Here is a 24726-nt window from a genome sequence, read left to right on the forward strand (position 1 = left end):
CCGGTCGGTTTCCCGACTCACCAAACATCGGTGAGCAGGTCTCGCCGTCTGCGGCGACCTGTGGAAACTGCGGCGCGGCGTGGGCCTTGGCAGGGGTGACGGGCTGACCGCCGAGAGCTTCGGGGGTGCGCCGCCCCGCAGGAGATCGCGTGCTTCGCGGCTGTGCTAGGTCTAGAGCGTAATCAACTCTTCCGACCTGCGGCAACAGGGTCCCGCTCGGCGTGTCCAAGTCTACCCCGAGCAACCCGCGCACCGCTGACGTCTATCGGTAACTGCCAGATCTGCCAATCTGTTCCCACCGGGAGGCTTGGCGGCGGCTCGCTGAGCGCCAGCACGGTCGGCCCGGCCCCACTGACAACAGCCGCCACACCGGCCGCTCGCAATGCGTTGACCAGGGCCGATGTGCCCGGCATCCCCGGTGCGCGGTAGGCCTGGTGGAGCCGGTCGACGGTGGCGGGCAGCAGCAGCGACGGGTCCGCGGTCAGCGCGTGCACCAGCAGCGCCGCCCGCCCAGCGGTCAACGCGGCGTCGCCATGCGGCACGGTGGCCGGCAACGCGGCCCGCGCGGTCGCGGTCAGCCCCCGCTCCGAAGGCACGAAAATTGTCGGCCGCACCCCGTCGGCGACGGCCAGGGACACCGCGCGAGCGCCGGTCGGCTCGGACCAGGCCAGCGTGAAGCCGCCGAGCAGGCACGGCGCGACATTGTCGGGATGGCCCTCGATCTCGGCGGCCAGCCGGAGCACGGCCGCCGTGTCCAGCCGGTGCTCCCCGTCGGCGACCAGGGCGCGGGCCAGCAGCACCCCGGCGACGATCGCGGCGGACGAGGAGCCCAGCCCACGGGCCTGCGGGATCCGGTTGACGCACTCCACGATCAGCCCCGCGGGCTGCCCACCGAGCACGTCGAAGGCGGCCCGCATGGCCCGCACCACCAGGTGCCGGTCGTCGTCGGGCAGCTCACCCGCACCCTGCCCGGTCACCGTCACCCGGACCCCACCCGACGCGACCTCGGCCGCCAGGTCGTCGTAGAGCCCGAGGGCGAGACCCAGCGCGTCGAAGCCCGGGCCCAGGTTGGCGCTGGTCGCGGGGACCCGGACCCGGACCGGCCCGGCGCTGAAGTTCATCGGCACGCGCTCATGCTAGGGGTCAGCACCGACGATCCGGTCCGACGCCCGCAGCGTGGGACCGGCGAGCTCAGCCGGCCGGGTCCGGAACCGGTTCGGCGACCGGGTCGGTGAGCGAGAGCCGGCGGGTGGCGATCCGCCAGCCGACCGCATACACGAGGGTGACCAGCCCGCAGCCGGCCAGCACCACGCGCTCGTCCACGACGTCCACCACCAGGGCCACCGCCAGCTGGCTCACCGAGATGGCCAGCGTCGCGAGCATCATGTCGGTGGCGAAGACCCGACCGCGCAACCGGTCCGGCACCTCGCCCTGCAGGGCGAAGTTCGACATCACCCAGTTGCTGCCGCCCGCGAAGTGCGCCACGAAGACCAGCAGCAGCACCAGCGGAAACCAGCGGACCACCGACGCGCCCAGGTAGGACAGGCCGTAGAGCGACATGGACAGCGCCAGCCCCGGCAGCAGCCAGGACCGGTTGGTCAGCACCCGGCGCATCAGGATGGGCCCCACCAGGGCCCCCGCCCCGCGTACCGCGAAGAGCAGGCCGGCGCCCAGCGAGCCGACCCCATACACGCTGGCGAGCAGCGGAAACACCGTCAGCACACCGTTGCCCAGGCCGACCGCCGACTTCACCGTGACCAGCGCCAGGACCCGCGGCCGGTGCCCGATGTAGACGAGCGCCTCGCGGACCGCCGGCCAGGTCCGCTGGGCCGGCTGGTCGACGTCCCGTGGCACCTGCAACGGCCGGCGGATCCGCCCGGCGAGGCCCGCGGCCAGCGCCAGGCCCACCGCCGCCACCCAGAAGCAGGCGTACGGGCCGACGGCCGAGCTGAGCACGCCACCGAGCGAGGCGCCGACCACCGTCATGGTGCCCCAGGCCGAGCCGGCAACGGCGTTGCCGGCGGCCAGCTCGTGCGGCTCCAGAACGTTGGGCAGCGCGGCCTGGGCGGCCGGCGAGTAGAACGCCTTGGCGACCGCGACCACGCCGATCGCCACCAGCGCCAGCCACGCGGTCCCGGCGCTCCGGACGCCGAGCAGCAGCAGCACGCCCGCCAGCGCCGCCACGTTCGCGGCGATCATGACCTTGCGCCGGTCGAACCGGTCGGCCACCGTGCCCGTGTACGGCAGCAGCAGTGCCACGATGCCGGTGTCCACCGCCAGCACCAGCGCGCCCCAGACCCCGCTGCCGGTCAACTGGGGCAGCAGCACCAGCAGCGGCACCATGACGAACCAGTCGGCGCCGAAGACGACCAGCTCGGCGAGGAAGAGATTGCGAAAGCTCCGGTTGCCGGTCAGGACGGAGAGGGTGGACGCCACGTAGCGCGACGCTACCCGGTCGATCGCACTCGATACCCTCCGCGAGCAGCACCGACCGGCCCCTCGGTTCCGCTCGGAACCGGTCGGCGCGCAGAGAGCCGGAACGCCCCCGGCAGGTGAACCCGCCGAGGGCGTTCCGAGGTGCCGGTCCGACTACTCGGTCGGCTCCGTGGGGGGCAGCGGCGAGGTGCGGCTGCGGGGCAGCCGTAGCACCTCGAACTGGTCCGTGCCGTCCACCAGCGCGCCCGACGGCGCGGGTCGCCCCGCCGCCTGCGAGCCCTCGGCGTGCGTCGCCGCCGGTGCACCGGAGGGCACGGCCACCTTGTTCGGGCTGGCCGGCTCGGCGGTCTCCGGGTCGGTCGGCCCGGTCACCGCCGGGTCGCCGGAGCGCCGCCGGCGGCGCCGCTCCCGCAACGATTCCTTGGTGTGTTCCACCATCGTGTACAGCGTCGGCACCAGGATCAGCGTCAGCAGCGTGGAGCTGAGCAGGCCACCGATCACCACGACAGCCAGCGGCTGGGAGATGAAGCCGCCCTCGCCGGTCAACCCGAGCGCCATCGGCAGCAGCGCGAAGATGGTCGCGACCGCCGTCATCAGGATCGGGCGCAGCCGGCGCCGTCCGCCCTCGACCACCGCGTCCCGGACCCCCATGCCCTGGGCCCGGTACTGGTTGATCAGGTCCAGCAGCACGATCGCGTTGGTGACCACGATGCCGACCAGCATCAGCACGCCGATCAACGCCGGCACGCCCAGCGGCGTACCGGTGACCAGCAGCAGGCCGATCGCGCCGGTCGCCGCGAACGGGATGGAGATCAGCAGGATGAGCGCCTGGGTGAGGCTGCGGAACGTGGCCACCATGATCAGGAACACGATCGCGATCGCGGCCAGGACCGCCAGGCCCAGGTCGCCGAAGGCGTCCGCCTGGTCCGCGCTGACCCCGCCGATGGTCAGGCTCGCCCCCGGCACGTCGATGGCGTCCAGCCGCTTCTGCAGCTCCTGGCTGGTCGCGCCCAGGTTCGAGCCGGTCGCCGTGCCGGTGACCGAAACGCTGCGCTCACCATCGATCCGGGTGACCTGCTGCGGCCCCTCGCCCTGGGTCACGGCCGCGATGTCGCCCAGCTTGACCGGACCCACCGGCAGCGCCCGCAGCTCCTGCACCGACACCGGCGGCTTCGTGCCCAGCCGCAGCACCACGTTCTGCGGCTGACCGTCGAGCGTGACCTGGCCCAACGGCGCCCCGCGGAACGCCTGCGAGACGAGCTGACCCACCGCGGCCTCGGCGAGGCCGACCCGGCCGGCAGCGACCCGGTCGACGGTCACGTCGACGCGCGGCACCCGGTCGGCCAGGCTGGTGGTGACGTCCTCGACGTCCGGGACCCCGACCATCGCCGTCCGGGCCGCCTCGGCGGCCCTGGTCAACACCTCCGGGTCACTGGCCTGGACGATCACCTCCAGCTGGCTGGTCGAGGCGTCCTGCCCACCGCCGAAGCTGATCTCGCCCAGCCCGGTGCCGAGCGTGTCGAACTCCTTGCGCAGCACCTCACGCATCTGCTTCGCGTCGGTGTCCCCGTCGAGCGCCACGGACCAGCTCGCGACGTTGTTGCCACCGCCGCCGGCCCACGGGTTGTCCCCGCCGCCGGCGGTCACCTGGTACGTCTCGACCCCGTCGGTACGCCCGAGCACCGTCTCGACCTGCTTGGCCGCCGCGTCGGTGGCGGCCAGGCCGCTACCCGCCGGCAGCTCCTGCCGGAAGCTGAGCGTGTCCTGACCGGAGTCGTCCAGGAAGTTGGTCTCCAGCTTCTGGGCCAGGCCTAAGGTGCCGAAGAGCACCAGCAGGCCCAGCCCTACGGTGATCCAGCGGGTGGACCGCTTGCGGGTGGCGAACCCGATCACCGGGAGGTACGTCCGCTGCAACGGGCTGCGCAGCTCCTTCTCCTCCGCGCCGCGGCGCACCGCGTCGTCGTCCGGGGTGCCGCCGCGCGGCTTGAGGAACCAGTACGCCAGCACCGGGATCACGGTCAGCGACACCAGCAGCGACGCGAGCAGCGCCACCGTCACGGTGATCGCGAACGGCGCGAAGAGCTGCCCGACGAACCCGCCGACCAGCGCGATGGGCGCGAACACCGCGACCGTGGTGAGGGTGGACGCGGTCACCGCGCCGGCCACCTCGCGGACGCCGGTGATGATGGCGTGCCGCTTCTCCTCGCCGTACTCCAGGTGTCGTTTGATGTTCTCCAACACCACGATCGAGTCGTCCACCACCCGGCCGACCGCGATGGTCAGCGCGCCGAGGGTGAGCAGGTTGAGCGAGTAGTCGCCGATCCACAGCGCGATCAGGGCGACCAGCACGGAGAGCGGGATGGAGACCGCGGTGACCACGGTCGACCGCACCGACAGCAGGAAGACCAGGATGACGATGACCGCCATCAGCAGGCCCAGCAGGCCCTCGGTGGTCAGCGACTCGATCGACTTCTCGACGAACGGCGCCTGGTCGAAGACCACGGTCAGCTCGGCGCCGGACGCGTCCTTCAGGTCGGCCAGCCGGTCCCGGATCTCGTGCGAGATCTCCACGGCGTTGCCGTCCGGCGACGCCGTGACCGCGATGCCGAGGCTGTCCTTGCCGTTGGTCCGGGTGATCGCGGTGGCCGGGGCGAGCTGCTGCTCGACGGTCGCCACGTCACCGAGACGCACCGGGGCGGCCCCGGGGGCGACCACGATGCCGCGCAGATCGGCCAGGGTGGCGACCGGCGTGCCGACCTGCACCGGGAGGGCCAGGCCACCGTCGGTCACCGCGCCGGCCGGCACCGACACGCCGTTGGTCTTCAGCGCGGCGCCGATCGCGGTCGGCTGGAGCTTCGCCGCAGCCAGCTTGGCCGGGTCCGGGGTGACCACCACGACGTCGTCGCGGGTACCGGTCACCTCGACCGTACGGACCCCCTCGATGCCCTCCAGCTCCGGCACCACCGTCGCGCGCAGCTTCTCGGCGAGCGCCCGCTCGTCCGCCGCGCCGGTCGCCGCCAGCACCACCGCCGGCAGGTCGTCGGTGCTGCCCGCGATGACCTGCGGGTCGACGCTCTCCGGCAGCTGGGCGTCGATCCGGCTCAGCGCGGTCTGCATCTTGTTGACCACGTCGTCCAGGTCGGTGCCGAACTCGTACAGCACCTGGACGGTCGCCGCCCCCTCGCGGGAGGTCGACGTGACCTGGTCCAGCCCGGGAATGCCCTGGAGCGCGTTCTCGATCGGCTCGGTCACCTGCGACTCGACGATCTCGGGTCCGGCGCCGGGATAGGCGGCCACGATGAACGCGGCCGGGAATTCGAGCGACGGCAGCAGTTGCTGCTTCAGCGACGGCACGGCGAACGCTCCGAACGCCGTGGTCACCACCGCGATGAGGGCGACCAGCCCTCGGTTGGCGAGGCTGAATCTGGCGAGCAGCGACATCGGCCTGGCTCACTCCTGAACGAGAAGGCGGGCGGGGATACCCGAAAGTGTGCCTGACTCGATCACCCCGCCCCCGCCGGACCCCTGCCGCCCCAACGCCGCCGCGTTCCACGGTCGGCCGGGCCACGACCGGCGGGCGCGGTGGCCGCTCAGGCCAGATCGAGGGCGCGGGCCGCGGCCAGCGGATCGTTCGCGATGGTCATCGGGGCGGGCGCGGTGGAGATCGCCCATTCCGGGTCCTTCAGGCCGTGACCGGTCACCGTGCAGACCACCGTCGAACCGGCCGGGATCGCGCCCACCGCGGCCTGCTGGAGCAGACCGGCCACGCTGGCCGCGCTGCCCAGCTCTACGAAGACCCCCACCTCACGGGCGAGCAGCCGGTACGCGGACAGGATCTCCCGGTCGGTCACCGCCGCGATCAGGCCACCCGAGGCGTCCCGGGCGTCCAGGGCCTTGGTCCAGCTCGCCGGGTTGCCGATCCGGATCGCGGTGGCGATAGTCGACGGCTCCGCCACCACCTGTCCGGTGACGATCGGCGCCGCCCCGGCGGCCTGGAAGCCGTACATCTTCGGCGCCCGGGTGGTGGCGCCGGCGGCGTGCTCCTCCGAGTACCCCATCCAGTAGGCCGAGATGTTGCCGGCGTTGCCGACCGGCAGGCAGTGGATGTCAGGCGCGTCACCGAGCGCCTCGACGATCTCGAAGGCGGCGGTCTTCTGCCCGTGCAGCCGGTCGATGTTGACCGAGTTGACCAGCGCGACCGGGTAGTCCTGTGCGAGCTTGGCGGCCGTCGCCAGGCAGTCGTCGAAGTTGCCGCTCACCTGGAGCAGCTTCGCGCCGTGCACCAGCGCCTGGGCCAGCTTGCCCAACGCGATCTTGCCCTGCGGGACCAACACCGCGCAGGTCAGCCCGGCCCGTGCCGCGTACGCCGCGGCGGAGGCGCTGGTGTTGCCGGTGGAGGCGCAGATGATGGCCTTGTTGCCGGCCTCGACCGCCTTGGAGACCGCGACGGTCATTCCGCGGTCCTTGAACGAGCCGGTCGGGTTGGCGCCCTCCACCTTGAGGTGCACGTCGCACCCGATCCGGGCGGAGAGCACCGGCGCGGGCAGCAGCGGGGTGTTCCCCTCGTGCAGCGTGACGACGGGCGTGGCCGCGGTGACCGGCAGCCGGTCCCGGTACGCCTCGATCAGACCCCGCCACATGTCGTTCTCCTCGCCTCTACCGTCGCGCCGACCTGAGGTTCAGGCCACCCTGGACCAGCCTGCCGGAGCGACCGGCGGCAGACCCCGGGTTACCCACCTGGCAAGACGAGCGTGCCCGTCCCACCACCGGGTCAACGACTCACACCCCGCCCTCGACCCGCAGCACGCTGGTCACCGACCGGACTATGTCCAGGCCGCGCAGCTCGCCCACGGTCGCGGCGAGCGCGGCGTCCGGCGCCACGTGGGTGACGATCACCAGCTCGGCGTCGCCGTCCCGGCCGGGCGAGCCGCCGGCCGAACCCTGCCGCACGGTCGCGATCGACACGTCGTGCCGGGCGAACACGCCGGCCACCGCGGCCAGCACACCCGGCCGGTCGGCCACGTCCAGGCTGACGTGGTAGCGGGTCAGCGCCTCGCCCATCGGCCGGACCGCCAGGTCGGCGTACGCGCTCTCGCTGGCCGCGCGCACCCCGGCGAGCCGGTTGCGGGCCACCGCCACCACGTCGCCGAGCACCGCGCTGGCGGTCGGCGCGCCACCCGCGCCCCGGCCGTAGAACATCAGCTCCCCGGCCGCGTCCGCCTCCACGAAGACCGCGTTGAACGCGTCGCCGACGCTGGCCAGCGGGTGGCTGCGCGGGATCATCGCCGGGTGCACCCGGACGCTGACCGTGTCCCGGCCGGCCGGTTCGACACCCCGGGCCGCGATGCAGAGCAGCTTGATCGTGCAGCCCATCGCCTGCGCGCTGGCCACGTCCGCAGCGGTCACCTCGGTGATCCCCTCCCGGTGCACGTCGGCGGCGCCGACCCGGGTGTGGAACGCCAGCGAGGCGAGGATCGCCGCCTTGGCCGCCGCGTCGAAGCCCTCCACGTCGGCGGTGGGGTCGGCCTCCGCGTACCCCAGCTCGGTGGCTTCTTCGAGGGCCTCGGCGAAGCCGGCGCCGGTGGCGTCCATGGCGGAGAGGATGAAGTTGGTGGTGCCGTTGACGATGCCGGTGACCCGGTTGATCCGGTCGCCGTGCAGCGACTCGCGCAGCGGGCGCAGCAGCGGGATGGCCCCGGCCACGGACGCCTCGTAGTAGAGGTCGCCACCGCCCTCGGCCGCCGCGTCGTGCAGCGCCACGCCGTCCTCGGCGAGCAGCGCCTTGTTGGCGGTGACCACGCTCTTGCCGGCGCGCAGCGCCTCGACCAGCCAGCTCCGGGCCGGCTCGATACCGCCGACCACCTCGATCACGACGTCCACGTCGTCGCGCTTGATCAGGCCGAGCGCGTCGGTGGTGAACAGGGTCGGGTCGATCGGCAGGTCACCGCGGTCCCGGCCGAGCCGACGGACGGCGATGCCGGCGATCTCCAGCGGAGCGCCGATCCGGGCGGCCAGGTCGGCGCCCTGCTCGTGCAGCAGCCGGACCACCTCCTGGCCGACCGTGCCACAGCCGAGCAGCGCCAAGCGCACAGGTGACGTCATCCAACATCCAATGCGAGCAGGTCCTCTTCGGTTTCCCGCCGGACGATCAGACGCGCCTGGCCGTCGCGTACCGCGACCACCGGCGGCCGCGGTACGTGGTTGTAGTTGCTGGCCATGCTGCGGCAGTAGGCGCCCGTGCCGGACACCGCGACAAGATCTCCGGGCTGCACGTCGGCGGGCAGGAATTCATCCTTCACCACGATGTCCCCGGACTCACAGTGCTTTCCCACCACGCGGGCGAGCATCGGCTGCGCCGTCGACGCCCGGGAGGCCAACGTCGCCGAGTACGAGGCGTCGTAGAGCGCGGTCCGGATGTTGTCGCTCATCCCGCCGTCCACGCTGACGTACGTCCGGATGCCGTCGAGATCCTTGACCGTGCCGACCTCGTAGAGGGTGAACACGGACGGCCCGACGATGGCCCGCCCCGGCTCGATGGAGAGCCGCGGCACGGCGAGCCGCTCGGCGGCGCACTCCGAGTCGACGATCTTGCGGAGCCGCTTGGCCAGGTCCTGTGGAGTGGCCGGGTCGTCCTGGGTGGTGTACGCGATGCCGAAACCGCCGCCCAGGTCCAGCTCGGGCAGCTCCACCCCGCGCGCGTCGCGGATCTGGGCCTGCAGGGCGAGCACCCGACGGGCGGAGACCTCGAAACCGCTGGCGTCGAAGATCTGCGAGCCGATGTGCGAGTGCAGGCCGCGCAGCTCCAGCACGTCCTCGTCGAGAACCTTGAACGCGGCCGCGGCGGCCGCCCCACCGGCCAGGGAGAAGCCGAACTTCTGGTCCTCGTGGGCGGTGGCGATGAACTCGTGGGTGTGCGCCTCGACCCCGACGGTGACCCGGACTAGGACCCCGGGGCGGACGCCCCGCTCGCGGGCCAGAGCGGTGAGCCGGTCGATCTCGGTGAACGAGTCGAGGATGATCCGTCCGACACCGGCGTCCAGCGCCCGGGTCAGCTCGGTCACCGACTTGTTGTTGCCGTGGAAGCCGATCCGCTCCGGCGGCATCCCGGCCGCGAGGGCGGTCGCCAGCTCGCCGCCGGTGCAGACGTCGAGGTGCAGCCCCTCCTCGGCGATCATGCGGACCACAGCCCGGCACAGGAACGCCTTGCCGGCGTAGTAGACGTCCTCGGTCGGGAAGGCGGACCGGAAGTCCCGGCAGCGCGACCGCAGGTCGTCCTCGTCGAGCACGTACACCGGGGTGCCGAACTCGGCCGCGAGGTCGCGGACGCTCAGGCCCGCGACGGCGAGCGCGCCGTCGGCGCCGCGCGTCACGGTGCGCGGCCACAGCCCCGGCATCAGGGCGTTGACGTCGTCCGGGGTACGCAGCCAGGCCGGCCCTCGGTTGCTGATGTCCGCGTGCAGCGCACCGGCCTCATGAGCGCGCATGTCACATCCTCTCGGGGGCGGAGACGCCGAGCAGGTGCAGGCCGTTGGCGATCACGGTGCGGGTGGCGTCGTTGAGCCAGAGCCGTGCCCGGTGCAGGTCCGTGACCTCCTCGTCGCCCAACGGCAGTACCCGGCAGTTGTCGTAGAACCGGTGGAAGGAGGCGGCGACGCTCTCCTCCAGGTAGCGGGCCACCCGGTGCGGCTCCCGCAGCTCGGCGGCGGTGGCCACCACCGCCGGGAACTCGGCGAGCGCCTTGAGCAGCTCGTTCTCCTTCTCGTGCCCGAGCAGCTCGGGGCGGAAGGCGTCGGCGTCGCCCTGGAGCAGCCCCACCTCGGCGGCGTTGCGGGCCACACCCGCCGTCCGGGCCGCCACGTACTGCACGTAGTAGACCGGGTTGTCGCGGGTCGCCCGGGTCCACAGCTCGATGTCGATGTCGATCGGCGAGTCGCTGGAGTAGCGGGCCAACGCGTACCGGGCGGCGTCCACGCCGATCGCCTCGACCAGGTCCTCCAGGGTGATCACCGTGCCGGCCCGCTTGCTCATCCGCATCGGGGCGCCGTCGCGCAGCAGGCTGACCAGCTGGCCGATGAGGATCTCCAGGTTGCGCTCCGGGTCGTCCCCGAAGCACGCGGCCATCGCCTTCATCCGGCCGATGTAGCCGTGGTGGTCGGCGCCCAGCATGATCACGACCCGATCGAAGCCGCGCTCCCGCTTGTCCAGGTAGTAGGCGCAGTCCGCGGCGAAGTACGTCCACTCGCCGTCGGACTTGCGCAGCACCCGGTCCTTGTCGTCACCGAAGTCGGTGGTGCGCAGCCAGGTGGCGCCCTCGGACTCGTAGACCTGGCCCTGCTCGCGCAGCCGGGCCAGGGCCAGGTCCAGCTCACCCCGGTCGTGCAGGTCCTTCTCGTTGAAGTAGGTGTCGAACTCCACCCCGAAGTCGCGCAGCGAGGAGCGGATCTCGTCGAACATCAGCGCGACGCCCTCGACCCGGAACACCTCCTGGGCGGCGGTGTCGTCCATGGTCAGCACGTCCGGCCGGCGGGCCTGCACCTCGGCGGTGATCTCGGAGATGTACGCCCCGCCGTAGCCGTCCTCCGGCGCGGGCTGGCCCTTGGCGGCGGCGAGCAGCGAACGGGCGAACCGGTCGATCTGCGAGCCGGCGTCGTTGAAGTAGTACTCCGTGCCCACCTCGGCGCCGGTGGCCCGCAGCAGCCGGCTGAGCGCGTCACCGACGGCCGCCCAGCGGACCCCACCGATGTGCACCGGGCCGGTCGGGTTGGCCGAGACGAACTCCAGGTTGATCTTCTCGCCGGCGAGCCGGTCGCTGCGGCCGTACTCCGCGCCGGCCTCGACGATCACCCGGGCGAGCTGGCCGGCGGCGGCCGCGTCCAGCCGGATGTTCAGGAAGCCCGGACCGGCGATCTCCACCGACTTGACCCCGGGCGCCCGGCCCAGCTCATCGGCCAGGGCGGCGGCCAGCTCGCGCGGCGGGACACCCACCTTCTTGCTCAACTGCAGGGCGAGCGTGGAGGCGTAGTCGCCGTGCTCGGGGTTGCGGGGTCGCTCCACCGCCGTACGCTCCGGCAGCGCGGCGTGGTCCAGGCCACGCTCGGCGAAGACGGCGTGGGCAGCGGTGAGGACGACCGAGGCTAGTTCTGCAGGAGTCACCGAACCATGTTATCGGGGGTAGACTCGGGCACTCGGCGGCGACCCTGCGCGTCATCCGGCCCGCCACCTCCCCTGACCAACCGACCTGACGAGGCACGATGAGCATCAGCACCCCGGGTGGCCCTGAGCGCCGCCCGACCGTGGTCAGCACCGGCAAGAAGCCGGCCGCGGGCCGGCCGGCGTCCGGCGCCAAGGCCGGCTCCGGCAAGCCGGCGGGCACTCCGCGGGCAGGTGGCAAGGGTCCCCGCAAGCCGATCGCCCCGGTCAAGGTGAGCCAGGGCCGGGCCTGGGGCCCGATCGCTCTCTTCGTCGCCGTGGGCGTGCTCGCGGCCGGCATCATCGGCTACGGCGCCTGGGCGTCGTTCCAGGGCGCCAAGCCGTGGGACAAGCGGGCGAACGCCATCGACGGCATCGTCAACATCCGCAAGTCGGACCCGGAAAGCCTGAAGTACGAGGCGCACAAGTCCGGCCCGCTGACCTGGAAGGTCTCGCCGCCGGTGGGTGGGGTGCACAACGCCGCCTGGCAGAACTGCATGGGCGAGGTGTACGACGCCCCGATCGCCAACGAGCACGCGGTGCACAGCCTGGAGCACGGCGCGGTGTGGATCACCTACCGCCCGGACCTGCCGAAGGACCAGGTCGACAAGCTCGCCGGCAAGGTGCGTGGCGTCGAGAAGACGATGATGAGCCCGTACGAGGGCCTGGACAAGCCGATCTCGCTCCAGGCCTGGGGCTTCCAGCTCAAGGTCGACAACGCCGACGACAAGCGGATCGACGAGTTCATCAAGGACCTGCGCGTGAACGCCTCCGTCGAGGGCCCGACCGCACTCTGCAACCAGGGTGTCACCGCCACCGGCACCACGCCGCGTGACCTCGACGCCCAGATGCCCACCCAGTAAGGACGGCGATGACTGCTCCCGCCACGACCGACAGCGAGCACGACGAGGCTCCGGTCGCCCCGGATCGGGGCGACCGGCCCGCGGCGCGGCGCTACGGCGTACTGGCCCTGGCCGCCATGCTGGTGGTGGGCCTGCTCCTCGGGTACGCCGGCGGCCTGCTCACCCCGGGCCTCACCCGCCCCGGTGACACCTCGGTCGAGGCGGGCTTCGCTCGGGACATGACGACGCACCACACCCAGGCGGTGGAGATGAGCCTGACCGCCTACCGGTCGGCGACGCTGCCCGGGGTACGGCAGATGGCCGTGGACATCGCCACCGGGCAGCAGGGCGAAATCGGCGCCATGCAGACCTGGCTGCGGGAGTGGGAGCTGAGCCCGACCGGGTCGCAGCCTCCGATGTCGTGGATGTCCGACGGGGCGACCGTGAAGAACGGGCTGATGCCGGGGATGGCGACCCCGCAGGAGATGGCCGGGCTGCGCGACGCCCAGGGCGTCGAGGTCGACCGGCAGTTCCTGACCCTGATGATCAACCATCACCTCGGCGGCATCCACATGATCGACGCCGTGCTCGGCGAGACCGACAACGCCGAGGTGCTTCGGGTGACGCGCACCATGAAGGCCACCCAACAGAACGAGCTGAACAACCTCCGGCAGCTCCAGGCGCAGGCCAAGGGCTGATCCACCGTACGGGCACACCGGGCCCGCGTCACCGCCGTGAAACCGGCGGGGCGCGGGCCCTCCTGATACGCCTTGCCCCCTCTCATCCCCTTTGGGCGTTTTGGTCGGTCCAACCGATTACGTTGCTTAGAGAGTTTTCTCCACACATATCGTGACCAGTTGCGATTCGGGCTCGTTGCCCAAGACGTGGGGGTTGCACTCAGAGACGCACGGCGTTCGGTCACCAGCTGGTGCCGGCGCCACACCATCGGCGGTGACGGGGCGGTGGCAGCCGTCCGTCGCGGACAGCGGCAGGGCGAGCCGGGAATGCTCAGCCGCGAACAGGAACTCGAACTGATCGACGTGCTGCGGGGCGTCCACCCCGGCGAATTCGGCCTGGACGAGGAGCTGTGGACGCGGCAGAGCCTCACCACGCTCATCCAGCGCCGGTTCGACCTGCCGCTGGACGCGGGCGCGGTCGGGGCGTACCTGCGGGCCTGGGGGTTGGGTCCGCGGGAGCCGCGCGAGCGCGCCTGCGGGCTCTGCGTCAGCGCGGTCGAACGCTGGGTACGCAGCGAGTACCCGACGATCACCCGGTCCGCCCAGGAGCACCTCGCCGAGGTCTACTGGATCGGCCGGGTGCGGCTGCGCGGCACCATGCCGGCGGCCGACGTGATCTCCGCCGTCTCGTCCCGCGGCCGGGTGCGCTTCATGATCACCACACCGACGGTCGACCCGCCACTCCCTCGCGACTTCGTGTTGCGACTCAGCGGCGAGGAGCAGCGCACCGTGCACCTGATCGTGGACGGCTCGTGGCCGCGCAACGAGTGGCCGCGCCGGCTTCCCCGGCGGATCGTGCTGCACCCGCTGCCCAGTTGCGGCCGGGTGGTCGCGGCCTGACCGTCCCGTTCCGGGCGGCCGGGCGGCCTCGTTTCGGGCGGCCGGGCGGCCTGACCACCAGGGGCATCGGGCAATCGGCGACACGATCGGGGCACCGGATACCGATTCGGCGTTCGTGATGGAGGTTTGCTAGTCTTCTCCAGTCGCTGAGCCCCCGTAGCTCAGGGGATAGAGCACCGCCCTCCGGAGGCGGGGGCGCAGGTTCGAATCCTGCCGGGGGCACCAAAGAACACCGAAGCCCGGGCCGACGGCCCGGGCTTCGCCGCTTCCCAGGCCCGCCAGACCGCGCGCCGAGCCCAAGATCGCGCTTGATGCCGGAAGTAGTGGCCTCGCCGCGTCGATGATCCCACTGCCTCCTGGATCGAGCGCGATCTTCCCCGGTGGGCGGGGCGCTCGGCGCTGGGGGGACGCCCTGGTATCTGTTAACAACCCTTGATATTAAGCTTCACGAACGTCAATATGTGGAGGTCGCGGGTCGTCGAAGCCTGGGGAGTGAGCCATGAGAAGCCGTCGAATTTTCGCAGTGGCAGCCGGGGCGGCGATGACCGTCGCGACCGCCGTCGCCTTCGTCCCCACCAGCATGGCCGCCGTGTCGTCGGCGGACGCCGCCGTGCTGGTCGCCTGCACCGCGCCGGCCTGGGCCGAGGGCAACACCTACCCGGCGGGCGGGCAGGTCACCTACGGCGGTCGGCTCTACCAGGCTCTGGTCACCCACACGGCACACCCCGGCGCCGGCTGGAACCCGGCCGCGACCCCGTCGCTGTGGCGTGACCTGGGCGCGTGCTCGGGAGGCACCCCGCCGCCGACCACACCTCCACCCACCACGCCTCCGCCGACCACGCCTCCGCCGACCACGCCGCCACCAACCATGCCGCCACCAACCACCCCGCCACCGACCGGTGGGACCTGCGGGGTGAAGTCGCGGCCCGCTGGCAAGGTGCTGCAGGGCTACTGGGAGAACTGGGATGGCGCCTCCAACGGCGTGCACCCCGGCCTCGGGTGGATCCCGATCACCGACAGCCGGCTCAGCCAGCACGGCTACAACGTGATCAACGCGGCTTTCCCGGTGATCCGCGCGGACGGCACGGTGCTCTGGGAGAACGGCATGGACGCTGGCGTGAAGGTGGCCACCCCGGCCGAGATGTGCCAGGCCAAGGCCGCTGGCGCCACCATCCTGATGTCGATCGGCGGGGCCGCGGCGGGCATCGACCTGAGCTCCAGCGCGGTCGCCGACCGGTTCATCGCGACGATCGTGCCGATCCTGACGGCCTACCACTTCGACGGCATCGACATCGACATCGAGACCGGCCTGACCGGTAGCGGCAACATCAACACCTTGTCCACGTCGCAGGCCAACCTGATCCGGATCATCGACGGAGTGCTGGCCCGGATGCCGTCGAACTTCGGCCTGACCATGGCGCCGGAGACGGCCTACGTCACCGGCGGCAGCGTGGTCTACGGCTCGATCTGGGGTTCCTACCTGCCCATCATCAAGAAGTACGTGGACAACGGCCGGCTCTGGTGGCTGAACATGCAGTACTACAACGGCAGCATGTACGGCTGCGCGGGCGACTCGTACCCCGCCGGCACCGTGCAGGGCTTCACGGTGCAGACGCAGTGCCTGAACAACGGCCTGACCATCCAGGGCACCACCATCCGCGTGCCGTACGACAAGCAGGTTCCGGGCCTGCCCGCGCAGACCGGTGCGGGCGGCGGCTACATGCCGACGTCGCTGGTCACGCAGGCGTCGAACTCCGTACCCGGCATCAAGGGTCTGATGACCTGGTCGGCGAACTGGGACGGGTCGAAGGGCTGGACGTTCGGCGACAACGTGAAGCGTCTGCAGGGACGCTGAAAGCGCATCACCCCAGCTGATGGTCTCCGCGGGAGCGCCCTCGCCCGCGGAGACCACGGCTCGTCGGGGCGTACCGTCAGCCGGCTTCGCGGCGGGCGCGGGCCCGGCGCTTGCCCTCGTGCATGGCCTGCACCCGGGCCACCGGGATGGTCCGCCCCTCGGCCACGAGGTCGGCGGGCAGCGGCTGCGGCGCCGGCATCGAGGCGGCCCACGGATCGGCCCCGGCCACCAGAGCCGGCACGGTCCGGATGGTGAAGTCGGCCGGGGTCACCTCGGTCAGGTCGGCCCAGTCGACCGGGAACGAGACCGGCAGCCCGGGTCGCAGCCGCGGGCTGTACGCGGCCACCACGGTCGCCCCACCGGCCCGGGTGGCGTCCACGAAGACCCGGCCGCCCCGGTCCTCCCGGATGAACGCCGTAGTGGCCAGCGCCGGGTCCAGCCGCTCGGCCCGGGCGGCCACCGCCCGGGTGGCGGCGGCCAGCTCCTCGGCCGTGGGGCCGTCGGAGATCGGGACGAAGACGTGCACCCCCTTGGCGCCGCTGGTCTTGACCGCCCCGGACAGGCCGGCGTCGGCGAGCGCCTGGCGGACCAGCAGCGCGGCGCCGACCGCCGCGCCGAACCCGTCCCCCTCCGGCGGGTCCAGGTCGAGCACCAGGTGGGTCGGGCGGTGCAGGTCCGCCGCGGTGGCCAGCGTCGGGTGGTACTCCACCGCCCGCTGGTTGGCGAACCAGAGCAGGGTGCGCCGGTCGTCGCAGAGGGCGTACGAGACCTCCCGGTGTGACGCCTCGGCCCAGACCGGCACCCGGCGGACCCAGTCCGGGGTGTAGCGGGGCAGGTTCTTCTGCATGAACGGCGGCTGGCCGGGGCGGACCCGGATCACCGACAACGGCCGGTCCCGCAGCTGCGGGAGGATCCGGTCCCGGACCGCGTCGAGGTAGTCGACCAGGTCGCGCTTGGTCGCGTCGTCGCGGTCGGACAGCGGCTGGTCGAGGTTGGTCAGGGCCACCCCGTCCCGGGTTTCGTCAGCCTCGCTCACCCGCTCACCCTCCCGGCCCCGACGCCGTCGGTCAACTGGACGCGGCGCTTCGCTGCCGCTCGATTCCGGCGCGCGGCGCGGCGCGCCGGGCACCCGGCAGCGTGGTCAGCGCGACCAGCAGCGCGGCGACCACCAGGGCGGCGGCGACGGTGAACGCGATCCGGTAGCCGCCGGCCAGTGCTGCCACCTCGGCCCAGCCGGCGGCCCGCAGACCCTCGGTGCGCGTGGCGGCCAGGGTCGCCAGCGCGGCCAGCCCGACCGCCCCGCCGACCTGCTGGGTGGTGTTGGCCAGCCCGGACGCCAGCCCGGCGTCCGCGTCGGTCGCGCCGGCCATGGCGAGCGTGGTGACCGCCGGCAGGGTCAGGCCACCGGCCACCCCGAAGATCAGCATCGCGGGAAGCACGTCGGCAAGGTAGCCGCCGTCGGCGGGCAGCCGACCGAGCAGCAGGAAACCGACGGTGGCCAGGCCGAGCCCGGCCAGCAGCACGGCCCGGGCGCCCCACCGGGCGATCAGCCGACCGGCCAGGCCCAGCGACACCACCGCGATCACCACCGGGGTGGGCAGGAAGGCCCAGCCGGTCGCCGCCGCGTCCAGCCCGAGCACCAGTTGCAGCTCCACGGCGAGCAGGAACTGGAAGCCGAAGTACCCGGAGATCATGAGGAACTGCACGGCGTTCGCCGCGACCAGGCCGGGGACGCGCAGCACGCGGGCCGGCAGAAGCGGGACGGGCGCCACCCGCTGGCGGACCGCGAACCCGCTGAGCAGCAACGCCGCGAGCGCCGCCGCGCCGAGGGTCCTTGGGCTGGTCCAGCCGTGCTCACCGGTCCCCACGATGCCCAGCACGGCGGCCATCAGTCCGGCGGTGGCGAGCAGCGCGCCGGGCAGGTCCAGGCCCGACCGCAGGCCGATGCCCCGCTCGGCGGGGAGCCGGCGGACGGCGGCCAGCACGATGGCCGCCCCGATCGGCAGGTTGACCAGGAAGATCGACCGCCAGCCGGCCAGCTCGGTGAGCACCCCACCGGCCACCGTGCCGACCGACGCCCCCGCCGCCCCGGTGAAACTGAAGACGGCGATCGCGCGGGCCCGCTCGGCCGGCTCGGGATAGAGCCGGACGATCATGCCGAGGCTGACCGCCATGGCCAGCGCGCCGCCGACACCCTGGCCAAAGCGGGCCCCGACCAGCACGGCCGGCCCGGTGGCCAATGCGCAGGCCAGCGAGGCCAGGGTGAACAGCGCGATGCCGGCCAGGAAGATCCGCCGCCGGCCGAGCAGGTCGCCGAGGCGGCCGGAGAGCAGCAGCAGCCCGCCGAACGCGACCAGGTAGGCGTTGACCACCCAGGCCAGGCCGGCGGCGGTGAAGCCCAGGTCGCGTTGCACGGCGGGCAGCGCCACCGCGACGACGCTGCCGTCCAGGATGATCATCAGGCTGCCGGCGCAGAGCACGAGCAGCGCCGGCCAGCGGGACGGGACGGAACGGTCCATCGGAACGCCTCCTTGGTGCATGGTTTGTTACCGACGCCATCGTCTGTGACCATGAGTGAGGGCGGAAGGAGGCACTGTGATGTCCCAGAGGAACAGCGATGTGTCCGCGCTGGTCGAGCTGACCTGCGCGCCGGGGAACGTGCCGTTCACCACAGGTCAGGCCCGGGCGTGCACCGTCCGCGAGGTGCTCGACCGGGTCGGCGGCAAGTGGAGCATCAGCATCCTGGTGTCCGCCTCGAACGGCCCGGTGCGCTTCACCGAACTGGAGCGGCACATCGAGGGGATCAGCCGCCGGATGCTCACGCTGACCCTGCGCAACCTGGAACGCGACGGCCTGCTGCACCGCACGGTCTATCCGACCGTCCCACCCAAGGTCGAGTACACGGCGACCCCGATGGCGTTGGAGCTCTACGAGTCGCTGGTGGCGCTGACCAGCTGGGCCGAGCGGCACCGCCGGACCATCGCCGAGGCGCGGACCAGGTACGACCAGGAGCACGCCGGCTAAACCAGGCCGAGGTGTGGGGAACGCCACGAGATCAATCTGACCGATCGGTCAGGCTCTGACCGATCGGTCAGGCATGCTGGTTCACGGAGGTGGACCAGTGATGGCCAGAGCAGTGTCCGAGACGCATGGCGAGATCCTCGCCGTGGCGGCGCGACGGTTCGCGGTGACCGGCTACCGGGGCACCTCGTTGCAGGACATCGCCCGCGAGGTCGGCTGTTCCAAGGCCACCGTGCTCTACCACTTCGCCAACAAGGAAGCCCTGCTCGCCGAGCTGATGGCCCCGGCCATCGCGGTGCTTCGGGACCTCGACGACCGGCTCACCGGCCTGACCGGCGCGGCCGCCCAGCAGGTCGCCGCGGTGGGCTTCGTCGACCTCGCGGTGCGGTTCCGGCGTGAGATCGCGCTGCTCCGCGGCGAGTTCCCGGAGCTGCTGGCCCAGCCGGCGTTCGCACACATCCAGCAGATCTCGGAACGCCTGCGGGACGCCTTCGCCGGGCACTCCGAGCAGCCGAGCGCGCGGATCAGCGCGCTGGTGCTGCTCGCCGGCATCCCCGAGGCGTGCGCCGAGTTCGTCGACGTTCCCGACGACGAGCTGCGCCCCGCTCTGCTCACCCTCGTCCGGCGGGCCGTCGAACCCGTCGACGCACCCCTGCCCCAACCACCCACGACCGAGGACAAGGAAACCTGATGGCCACCCTGCTCTACCGGCTCGGCCGGGGCGCGTTGCGCCGGCGACGGCTCGTCGTCGCGCTCTGGCTCGTCGTACTCGTCGTCGCCGGCCTGGCCGCGGCGACCCTGCGCGGCCCGACGGCGAGCAACTTCACCATGCCTGGCACCGAGAGCCAGCGCGCGCTCGACCTGCTGGCCGATCAGTTCCCCGCAGCCAGCGGCGCCACCGGCACCATCGCGGTCAAAGCGCCGGCCGACGGCCAACTGGCCACCCCGCAGGGCCAGGCCGTGGTGCAGGAGCTCGTCCAGCAGGCATCGACACTGCCCGGCGTGGTCGGCGCCGTCGACCCGTTCCAGGTCGGCGCGGTCTCGCCCAACGGCCGGTACGCGCTGGTCCAGGTCCAGTTCGCCGCCGGTGGGGACGACGTGACCGACGCGCAGCGCACCGCGTACGAGCAGGTGGGCGCGGCGGTCGAGGCGCAGGGCTGGCAGGTCGCCCCGGGCGGCGAGGTGCTGGGCGGTGAGCCGGAGATCGGCTCCACCGAGGCGCTCGGCGTACTGGTCGCCGCGATCGTCCTGATCATCACGTTCGGCTCGCTGGTGGCCGCCGGCATGACGATGCTCAACGCGCTCATCGGCGTGGGTGCCGGTATGGCCGGCCTGTTCGCGCTGAGCAGCGTGGTCCAGTTGACCAGCACCGCGCCGATCCTGGCGCTGATGCTCGGCCTCGCGGTCGGCATCGACTACTCGCTGTTCATCACCTCCCGGCACCGGCAGAACCTGCTCGACGGTCTGTCCCCCGAAGAGGCGGTCGGCCGGGCCGTGGGTACCGCCGGCTCCGCCGTGGTCTTCGCAGGCGCCACCGTCGTCATCGCCCTGGCCGGGCTCGCCGTGGTGGACATTCCGTTCCTCACCGTGATGGGTCTCGCCGCCGCCGGCACGGTCACCGTCGCGGTGCTCGTCGCCATCACCCTCCAGCCCGCGCTGCTCGGCTTCGCCGGTCGCCGGGTGCTTCCCCGCCGGCTGCGCTCGGTCACCGCCGACAGCACCCCGGCCGACGACACGGACGCCGACCGCCCGGCTACCGCCACGGCGCGGTCCGAGGACCGGTCCGGCTTCGGCTTCCGCTGGGCGCGGCTGGTCACCCGGTTCCGCGTACCGGTCATCCTCGTCGGCCTGCTCGGCCTCGGGCTCCTCGCGCTGCCCACGCCGGACATGCGGCTGGCCCTGCCGGACGCCTCCACGGCGGCCGCCGGCTCGCCTGCCCGGGTGTCGAACGACCTGACCACCGAGGGCTTCGGTGCGGGCTTCACCGGCCGCCTCGCGGTGGTGGTCGCGGGCGACACGCCACAGGCCACCTCGTCAGCGGTGCCGCAGGTCACCGCGCTGCTCCAGCGCACCGACAACGTTCTCGCGGTGGCGCCGGCGCAGCTCAGCCCGGACGGCCGGACCGCCCTGCTCGGGGTGGTGCCGAAGACCGGCCCGACCGACGAGGCCACCGAAACCCTGGTGCACGACATCCGTGCCTCGGTGGGCGGGATCCGCGACGCGGACGTGCTGCTCACCGGTGTCACCGCGATCGGCATCGACGTCTCCGAGAAGCTCTCCGACGCGCTGCCGGTCTACCTGCTGCTGGTGGTCGGGCTCTCGGTGCTGCTGCTGATGCTGGTGTTCCGCTCGCTGCTGGTGCCGGTCAAGGCCGCGCTGGGCTTCCTGCTGACCGTCGCCGCCACGTTCGGCATCACGGTGGGGGTCTTCCAGCAGGGGCACCTCGCCGACCTCGTCGGCCTGGACACCCCGGGCCCGCTGATCAGCTTCCTGCCGATCCTGCTCATCGGGATCCTGTTCGGGCTCGCGATGGACTACGAGGTGTTCCTGGTGTCCCGCATGCGGGAGGACTTCGTGCACGGCGAGTCGGCCCGGCAGGCCACCATCAGCGGCATGGGGCACGGCGCCCGGGTGGTCACCGCCGCCGCACTCATCATGATCTCGGTCTTCGGAGGCTTCGTCTTCCTGGAGGATCCGGTGATCAAGTCGATGGGCTTCGCGCTCGCCGTGGGTGTGGCCATCGACGCCTTCGTGGTGCGGATGACCATCGTTCCCGCGGTGATGTCGCTGCTCGGCGACCGCGCCTGGTGGCTCCCCCGCTGGCTCGACCGCGCCCTACCGAACGTCGACATCGAGGGTGAAGGCCTCCGCGCGAAGCTCACGGACCGCACCCCGGCCGGCGTTTGACCCTCCCGCTGCCCGGCCCGGTCAGACGCCGGCGGGGTAGGTCTCCATCTCGCCGGAGACGGCCGGGACGGGCAGCGGGTGCAGGGCGGTGGTCTCGTCGCACCAGATGAAGGCGTCGTAGCGTTCGCCGAGTCGGGTGGGCACGTAGTTGCCCCAGGACTCGAAGGACGGGTCGTAGACCACTCCGATCGCCCGGTGGTCCGCGGTGCCGGTGACCCAGCCCGGCTGGTCGTCGCCGCCGAAGACCAGCACCGCCCGCTCCGGCATCAGCTGGTGCAGCCGCCGCTCCACCGATCCCTCCCGGGCCGGCGGGACGACCATCGCCTCGGCCGGTGACCCCCATCGGGGGGCGGCGATCGCCGTACCCCGGTAGCTGCCGAAGCCGATCAGCGCCACGGCGTCGTCGCCGTGCCGCTCCCGGGCCAACTGGCCGATGTTGATCATCCCGTCGGTGACCATGTCGGTGGCCCGAGCGTCCCCGACGTGGGTGTTGTGCGCCCAGACGATCCCACGGGCGTCCGGGCCGTACCGGTCCAGCAGCCGGTCCAGGGTGTCCTGCATGTGGATGTCGCGGATGTTCCACGAATCCGGTCCGCCGGTCACCATCGCCCGGTAGTAACGCTCCGCGCCGGCCACCACCTCCGCGTTCTGCCAAGCCGAGAAGCGGTCCGGGCCGTCGGAGAGGGCCTGCTCCCGGGTCCTGGCCAGCAGTCGCACCACCTCCTCCTCGCACCGGGCGGAGACGAACCGGCTGGCCGCGCCGTACTCCTCGACCCGCTTGCCGTACGGCTCGAAGCACCGGTACGCGTCCTGCGCCGCCTCCAGCGAGGTCGGATCCTCCTCCCCCAGATAGTCGAAGATCGCCTGCATCGACTCCCAGAGGCTGTACACGTCGAGCCCGTGGAATCCAGCCCGTTGGCCCTCCGCGCGCTCCAGGTTCCACGCCCGCAGCCAGCGGCAGAACCGGGCCACCTCGGCGTTGGCCCACATCCAGGTCGGCCACCGCTCGAACCGCTCGAGCGCCGTCTGCGGGTCGGGAGCGCCGCCCGGCGCACCGGTGACCGAGCGGTGCACCCGGTCACAGTCCGGCCAGTCGCCTTCGACGGCCACGAACGAGAAGCCGCACTCCGCGATCAGCCGGCGGGTGAGCTGCTCGCGCAGCCGGTAGTAGTCGTAGCTGCCGTGGGTGGACTCGCCGATCATCACCACCCGGGCGTCCCGGACGCGCTCCAGCAACGGGTCGAAGTCGCTCGGCGCGCCGAGCCGCTGAACCAGCATGTCCGCGGCTACCCGGCGGCCGCTTCGACAAACCGTCGGCGCGCCGCCGGGCGACACGCCGTCCGCCGGCCGCCCGGCCGACCGGTGTACGCGTGCGGCGAGCGGGTAGCCGGCCGGCATGACCGTCACCGGGATTCAGTTGCAGGAGTACCTGGCCGGGCTCGACTACCCGGTCTCCCGCGAGGACCTGGTCCGCTGGGGCCAGGAGAACGGGGCCAGCACGGCGATGTTGCAGATGTTCCAGGCGTTGCCGATGGAGCAGTTCGAGTCCCCGGACGAGCTGAACGCGGCGCTGACAACCCTCTCCTGACCCCGCTGCGGTCAGCGGGCGTGCAGCAGTCGGAAGAGGACCAGCCACTGCTCCGGCCAGACGTACCCGACCGGGGTGTCCGGCGCCGTCCGGGTGGCGCGCAGCGCCGCGGCCACCCGGGCCGGCGGGTGGTGCCGGCGCAGGGTCGCCGCCAGCGAACCGCCGACGCCCTCGAAGCCCACCGCCACCAGCCTTCGGTACGCCGGCAGGGCGGCCCGGGGCAGCAGCGGCTCCGCCCGTCGGTCGATCCGCAGGATCCCGGCATCCACCGCAGGCACCGGCCGGAACGCGGTACGCGGCACCCGCCCGGCAAGCCGCCAGTCGACCTCCGGCCAGGTCGACACGGTGAGCCGGGTCCACCGGCCGTAGTCGCCACTGCGGCGACGGGCGTACTCCAGCTGGGTGAGCAGGGTGGCCGAGCGCAACCGGGGCGCGGCCAGGCACCACCGCACCACCGCGGACGTCAGCGACCACGGGATGTTGCCGACCACCGCGAACGGCTCCGGTGGCGGCTCGGCGGCGAGGAAGTCGGCCTGCCGGTGCTCGACGTTGGGCAGGGCCGCGCAGACGGCAACCAGCTCCCGGCCGGCGGCCGGGTCCACCTCGTACGCCGTCAGTCGCCCGCAGCGGGCGGCGAGTGGTCGGGTCAGCTGGCCGCGACCGGCGCCGACCTCCAGCAGGAGCCCGTCCGGATCGGGGTCGGCCGCGCGGACGAGCCGTGCCACCGCGGCCCGGTCGACGAGAAAGTTCTGGCTGAGTACGCGACGGGACCGGTCGCGTTCGGTTGGTCGGAAGTTGCGGGGCGCCACGGGTCGTCGTCCTGTCTGTCGCCGTTCGGCGACGGGCTGGACAGGCAGCCGGGATTCCGGGCCTGTCCGAGTGGATCGGGACTCGGACGGCCCTGGACGATGACACGGGTACGCGAAGGTGCGGCGGCGACGGGGCGGCAGCCCCGTGCGGCGGCAGGAATGAGCCGATCAGCAGCGGCGGGGCTCAACCCCGGCGCACCGCGGAGATGGACCGATCAGCGGCGGGTCGCGTCCCGGCCGGCCAGGGCCGGACGCCGGACTCGCGGGCGGGACACCAGCATCAGGCCCCAGGCGGCCGGCGTACCGACCCCCTCGATCAGGGCATGCGTAAACATCCCGCCACCCTAACCAACCCCCCACGTCAACCCCACCGATTAACGCCCACCCGCCCCCGCCGCCTGTTGATCAAGAGGTTTGCGTCACGACACGCCGCGCCGGTTGACGCAAACCTCCGACCCCGGTCCGCGTACGGCGACCGCCACCGCGGTGACCGACACCCGGC

The 24726-nt window shown here is 72.4% G+C and carries 19 protein-coding genes and 1 tRNA gene; 9 read left to right on the plus strand and 11 right to left on the minus strand.

From position 1 onward, the window contains the following. Nucleotides 1–182: 182 nt before the first annotated feature. From thrB to argS, 7 genes are all read right to left on the minus strand, one after another. On the minus strand, nucleotides 183–1121 hold the full coding sequence (thrB, locus tag ACWD5O_RS09895) for a homoserine kinase (RefSeq protein WP_450085061.1): 939 nt from the start codon (nucleotides 1119–1121) through the stop codon (nucleotides 183–185). A gap of 70 nt (nucleotides 1122–1191) precedes the next feature. Continuing rightward, entirely contained in the window at nucleotides 1192–2436 is a 1245-nt protein-coding gene (locus ACWD5O_RS09900) for an MFS transporter (protein ID WP_450085042.1), read from the minus strand. A gap of 153 nt (nucleotides 2437–2589) precedes the next feature. After that, nucleotides 2590–5877, minus strand: coding sequence for an efflux RND transporter permease subunit (locus tag ACWD5O_RS09905; protein ID WP_450085043.1), 3288 nt, complete (start codon nucleotides 5875–5877; stop codon nucleotides 2590–2592). Between the two features lie 149 nt (nucleotides 5878–6026). Beyond that, complete coding sequence (gene thrC, locus ACWD5O_RS09910; RefSeq protein WP_354963827.1) at nucleotides 6027–7076, minus strand: threonine synthase; 1050 nt, start codon at nucleotides 7074–7076, stop codon at nucleotides 6027–6029. Between the two features lie 139 nt (nucleotides 7077–7215). After that, a complete protein-coding gene (locus tag ACWD5O_RS09915; RefSeq protein ID WP_450085062.1) occupies nucleotides 7216–8526 on the minus strand; it encodes a homoserine dehydrogenase in 1311 nt (436 codons plus the stop codon). Between the two features lie 8 nt (nucleotides 8527–8534). Then, nucleotides 8535–9920 (minus strand): diaminopimelate decarboxylase, encoded by a 1386-nt coding sequence (gene lysA / locus ACWD5O_RS09920; protein WP_450085044.1) that lies wholly within the window; start codon nucleotides 9918–9920, stop codon nucleotides 8535–8537. Between the two features lies 1 nt (nucleotide 9921). Further along, nucleotides 9922–11589, minus strand: coding sequence for an arginine--tRNA ligase (gene argS / locus ACWD5O_RS09925; RefSeq protein ID WP_450085045.1), 1668 nt, complete (start codon nucleotides 11587–11589; stop codon nucleotides 9922–9924). A 98-nt stretch (nucleotides 11590–11687) separates the two neighbouring features. On the opposite strand from argS, the gene ACWD5O_RS09930 reads away from it, so the two are divergent. The 5 genes from ACWD5O_RS09930 to ACWD5O_RS09950 all read left to right on the plus strand — a co-directional run bounded on the left by ACWD5O_RS09930 (nucleotide 11688) and on the right by ACWD5O_RS09950 (nucleotide 15899). Then, nucleotides 11688–12488, plus strand: coding sequence for a DUF3105 domain-containing protein (locus tag ACWD5O_RS09930; RefSeq protein ID WP_450085046.1), 801 nt, complete (start codon nucleotides 11688–11690; stop codon nucleotides 12486–12488). Between the two features lie 8 nt (nucleotides 12489–12496). Continuing rightward, nucleotides 12497–13165: a DUF305 domain-containing protein gene (locus ACWD5O_RS09935; RefSeq protein ID WP_450085047.1), complete on the plus strand. Its 669-nt coding sequence runs from the start codon at nucleotides 12497–12499 to the stop codon at nucleotides 13163–13165. 186 nt (nucleotides 13166–13351) lie between these two features. After that, nucleotides 13352–14044 (plus strand): winged helix-turn-helix domain-containing protein, encoded by a 693-nt coding sequence (locus ACWD5O_RS09940; RefSeq protein ID WP_450085063.1) that lies wholly within the window; start codon nucleotides 13352–13354, stop codon nucleotides 14042–14044. A gap of 150 nt (nucleotides 14045–14194) precedes the next feature. Further along, nucleotides 14195–14269: transfer RNA gene (locus tag ACWD5O_RS09945), tRNA-Arg, on the plus strand. Between the two features lie 274 nt (nucleotides 14270–14543). Next, the gene (locus ACWD5O_RS09950; RefSeq protein WP_450085048.1) at nucleotides 14544–15899 is read left to right on the plus strand and encodes a carbohydrate-binding protein; all 1356 of its coding nucleotides are present in this window, start codon (nucleotides 14544–14546) and stop codon (nucleotides 15897–15899) included. Nucleotides 15900–15975: 76 nt separating this feature from the next. On the opposite strand, the gene ACWD5O_RS09955 is transcribed toward ACWD5O_RS09950, so the two are convergent. Further along, nucleotides 15976–16935, minus strand: coding sequence for a DNA polymerase domain-containing protein (locus ACWD5O_RS09955; protein WP_450085049.1), 960 nt, complete (start codon nucleotides 16933–16935; stop codon nucleotides 15976–15978). A gap of 31 nt (nucleotides 16936–16966) precedes the next feature. Beyond that, nucleotides 16967–18418 carry an MFS transporter gene (locus tag ACWD5O_RS09960; protein WP_354963820.1) on the minus strand — a complete coding sequence of 484 codons (1452 nt, stop codon included), beginning with the start codon at nucleotides 18416–18418 and terminating at the stop codon, nucleotides 16967–16969. 76 nt (nucleotides 18419–18494) lie between these two features. Here ACWD5O_RS09960 and ACWD5O_RS09965 point away from each other — a divergent pair, with 76 nt between their 5' ends. The 3 genes from ACWD5O_RS09965 (at nucleotide 18495) to ACWD5O_RS09975 (ending at nucleotide 21827) form a co-directional block, all read left to right on the plus strand. Continuing rightward, complete coding sequence (locus ACWD5O_RS09965) at nucleotides 18495–18923, plus strand: winged helix-turn-helix transcriptional regulator (protein ID WP_450085050.1); 429 nt, start codon at nucleotides 18495–18497, stop codon at nucleotides 18921–18923. Nucleotides 18924–19023: 100 nt separating this feature from the next. Then, the gene (locus tag ACWD5O_RS09970) at nucleotides 19024–19611 is read left to right on the plus strand and encodes a TetR/AcrR family transcriptional regulator (RefSeq protein WP_450085051.1); all 588 of its coding nucleotides are present in this window, start codon (nucleotides 19024–19026) and stop codon (nucleotides 19609–19611) included. Next, the gene (locus tag ACWD5O_RS09975) at nucleotides 19611–21827 is read left to right on the plus strand and encodes an MMPL family transporter (protein ID WP_450085052.1); all 2217 of its coding nucleotides are present in this window, start codon (nucleotides 19611–19613) and stop codon (nucleotides 21825–21827) included. The genes ACWD5O_RS09970 and ACWD5O_RS09975 overlap by 1 nt, the downstream gene beginning before the upstream one ends. A gap of 21 nt (nucleotides 21828–21848) precedes the next feature. Here the strand turns inward: ACWD5O_RS09975 and ACWD5O_RS09980 are convergent, their stop codons facing one another. Next, on the minus strand, nucleotides 21849–23105 hold the full coding sequence (locus tag ACWD5O_RS09980) for an erythromycin esterase family protein (protein WP_450085053.1): 1257 nt from the start codon (nucleotides 23103–23105) through the stop codon (nucleotides 21849–21851). A gap of 118 nt (nucleotides 23106–23223) precedes the next feature. Here ACWD5O_RS09980 and ACWD5O_RS09985 point away from each other — a divergent pair, with 118 nt between their 5' ends. Continuing rightward, the gene (locus tag ACWD5O_RS09985) at nucleotides 23224–23415 is read left to right on the plus strand and encodes a DUF2795 domain-containing protein (RefSeq protein WP_354963815.1); all 192 of its coding nucleotides are present in this window, start codon (nucleotides 23224–23226) and stop codon (nucleotides 23413–23415) included. Between the two features lie 11 nt (nucleotides 23416–23426). Here the strand turns inward: ACWD5O_RS09985 and erm are convergent, their stop codons facing one another. Further along, nucleotides 23427–24224: an ErmE/ErmH/ErmO/ErmR family 23S rRNA (adenine(2058)-N(6))-methyltransferase gene (gene erm, locus ACWD5O_RS09990; protein WP_450085054.1), complete on the minus strand. Its 798-nt coding sequence runs from the start codon at nucleotides 24222–24224 to the stop codon at nucleotides 23427–23429. Between the last annotated feature and the right edge of the window lie 502 nt (nucleotides 24225–24726).

The sequence above is a fragment of the Micromonospora sp. NPDC005161 genome (genome assembly GCF_053599855.1).

Excerpts from the sequence above, each read along its gene's own strand:
- thrB (WP_450085061.1), bottom strand. The coding sequence starts at position 1,121 with ATGAACTTCAGCGCCGGGCCGGTCCGGGTCCGGGTCCCCGCGACCAGC.
- ACWD5O_RS09905 (WP_450085043.1), bottom strand. The coding sequence starts at position 5,877 with ATGTCGCTGCTCGCCAGATTCAGCCTCGCCAACCGAGGGCTGGTCGCC.
- thrC (WP_354963827.1), bottom strand. The coding sequence starts at position 7,076 with ATGTGGCGGGGTCTGATCGAGGCGTACCGGGACCGGCTGCCGGTCACC.
- lysA (WP_450085044.1), bottom strand. The coding sequence starts at position 9,920 with ATGCGCGCTCATGAGGCCGGTGCGCTGCACGCGGACATCAGCAACCGA.
- ACWD5O_RS09930 (WP_450085046.1), top strand. The coding sequence starts at position 11,688 with ATGAGCATCAGCACCCCGGGTGGCCCTGAGCGCCGCCCGACCGTGGTC.
- ACWD5O_RS09935 (WP_450085047.1), top strand. The coding sequence starts at position 12,497 with ATGACTGCTCCCGCCACGACCGACAGCGAGCACGACGAGGCTCCGGTC.
- ACWD5O_RS09950 (WP_450085048.1), top strand. The coding sequence starts at position 14,544 with ATGAGAAGCCGTCGAATTTTCGCAGTGGCAGCCGGGGCGGCGATGACC.
- ACWD5O_RS09960 (WP_354963820.1), bottom strand. The coding sequence starts at position 18,418 with ATGGACCGTTCCGTCCCGTCCCGCTGGCCGGCGCTGCTCGTGCTCTGC.
- ACWD5O_RS09970 (WP_450085051.1), top strand. The coding sequence starts at position 19,024 with ATGGCCAGAGCAGTGTCCGAGACGCATGGCGAGATCCTCGCCGTGGCG.
- ACWD5O_RS09975 (WP_450085052.1), top strand. The coding sequence starts at position 19,611 with ATGGCCACCCTGCTCTACCGGCTCGGCCGGGGCGCGTTGCGCCGGCGA.
- ACWD5O_RS09980 (WP_450085053.1), bottom strand. The coding sequence starts at position 23,105 with ATGCTGGTTCAGCGGCTCGGCGCGCCGAGCGACTTCGACCCGTTGCTG.
- ACWD5O_RS09985 (WP_354963815.1), top strand. The coding sequence starts at position 23,224 with ATGACCGTCACCGGGATTCAGTTGCAGGAGTACCTGGCCGGGCTCGAC.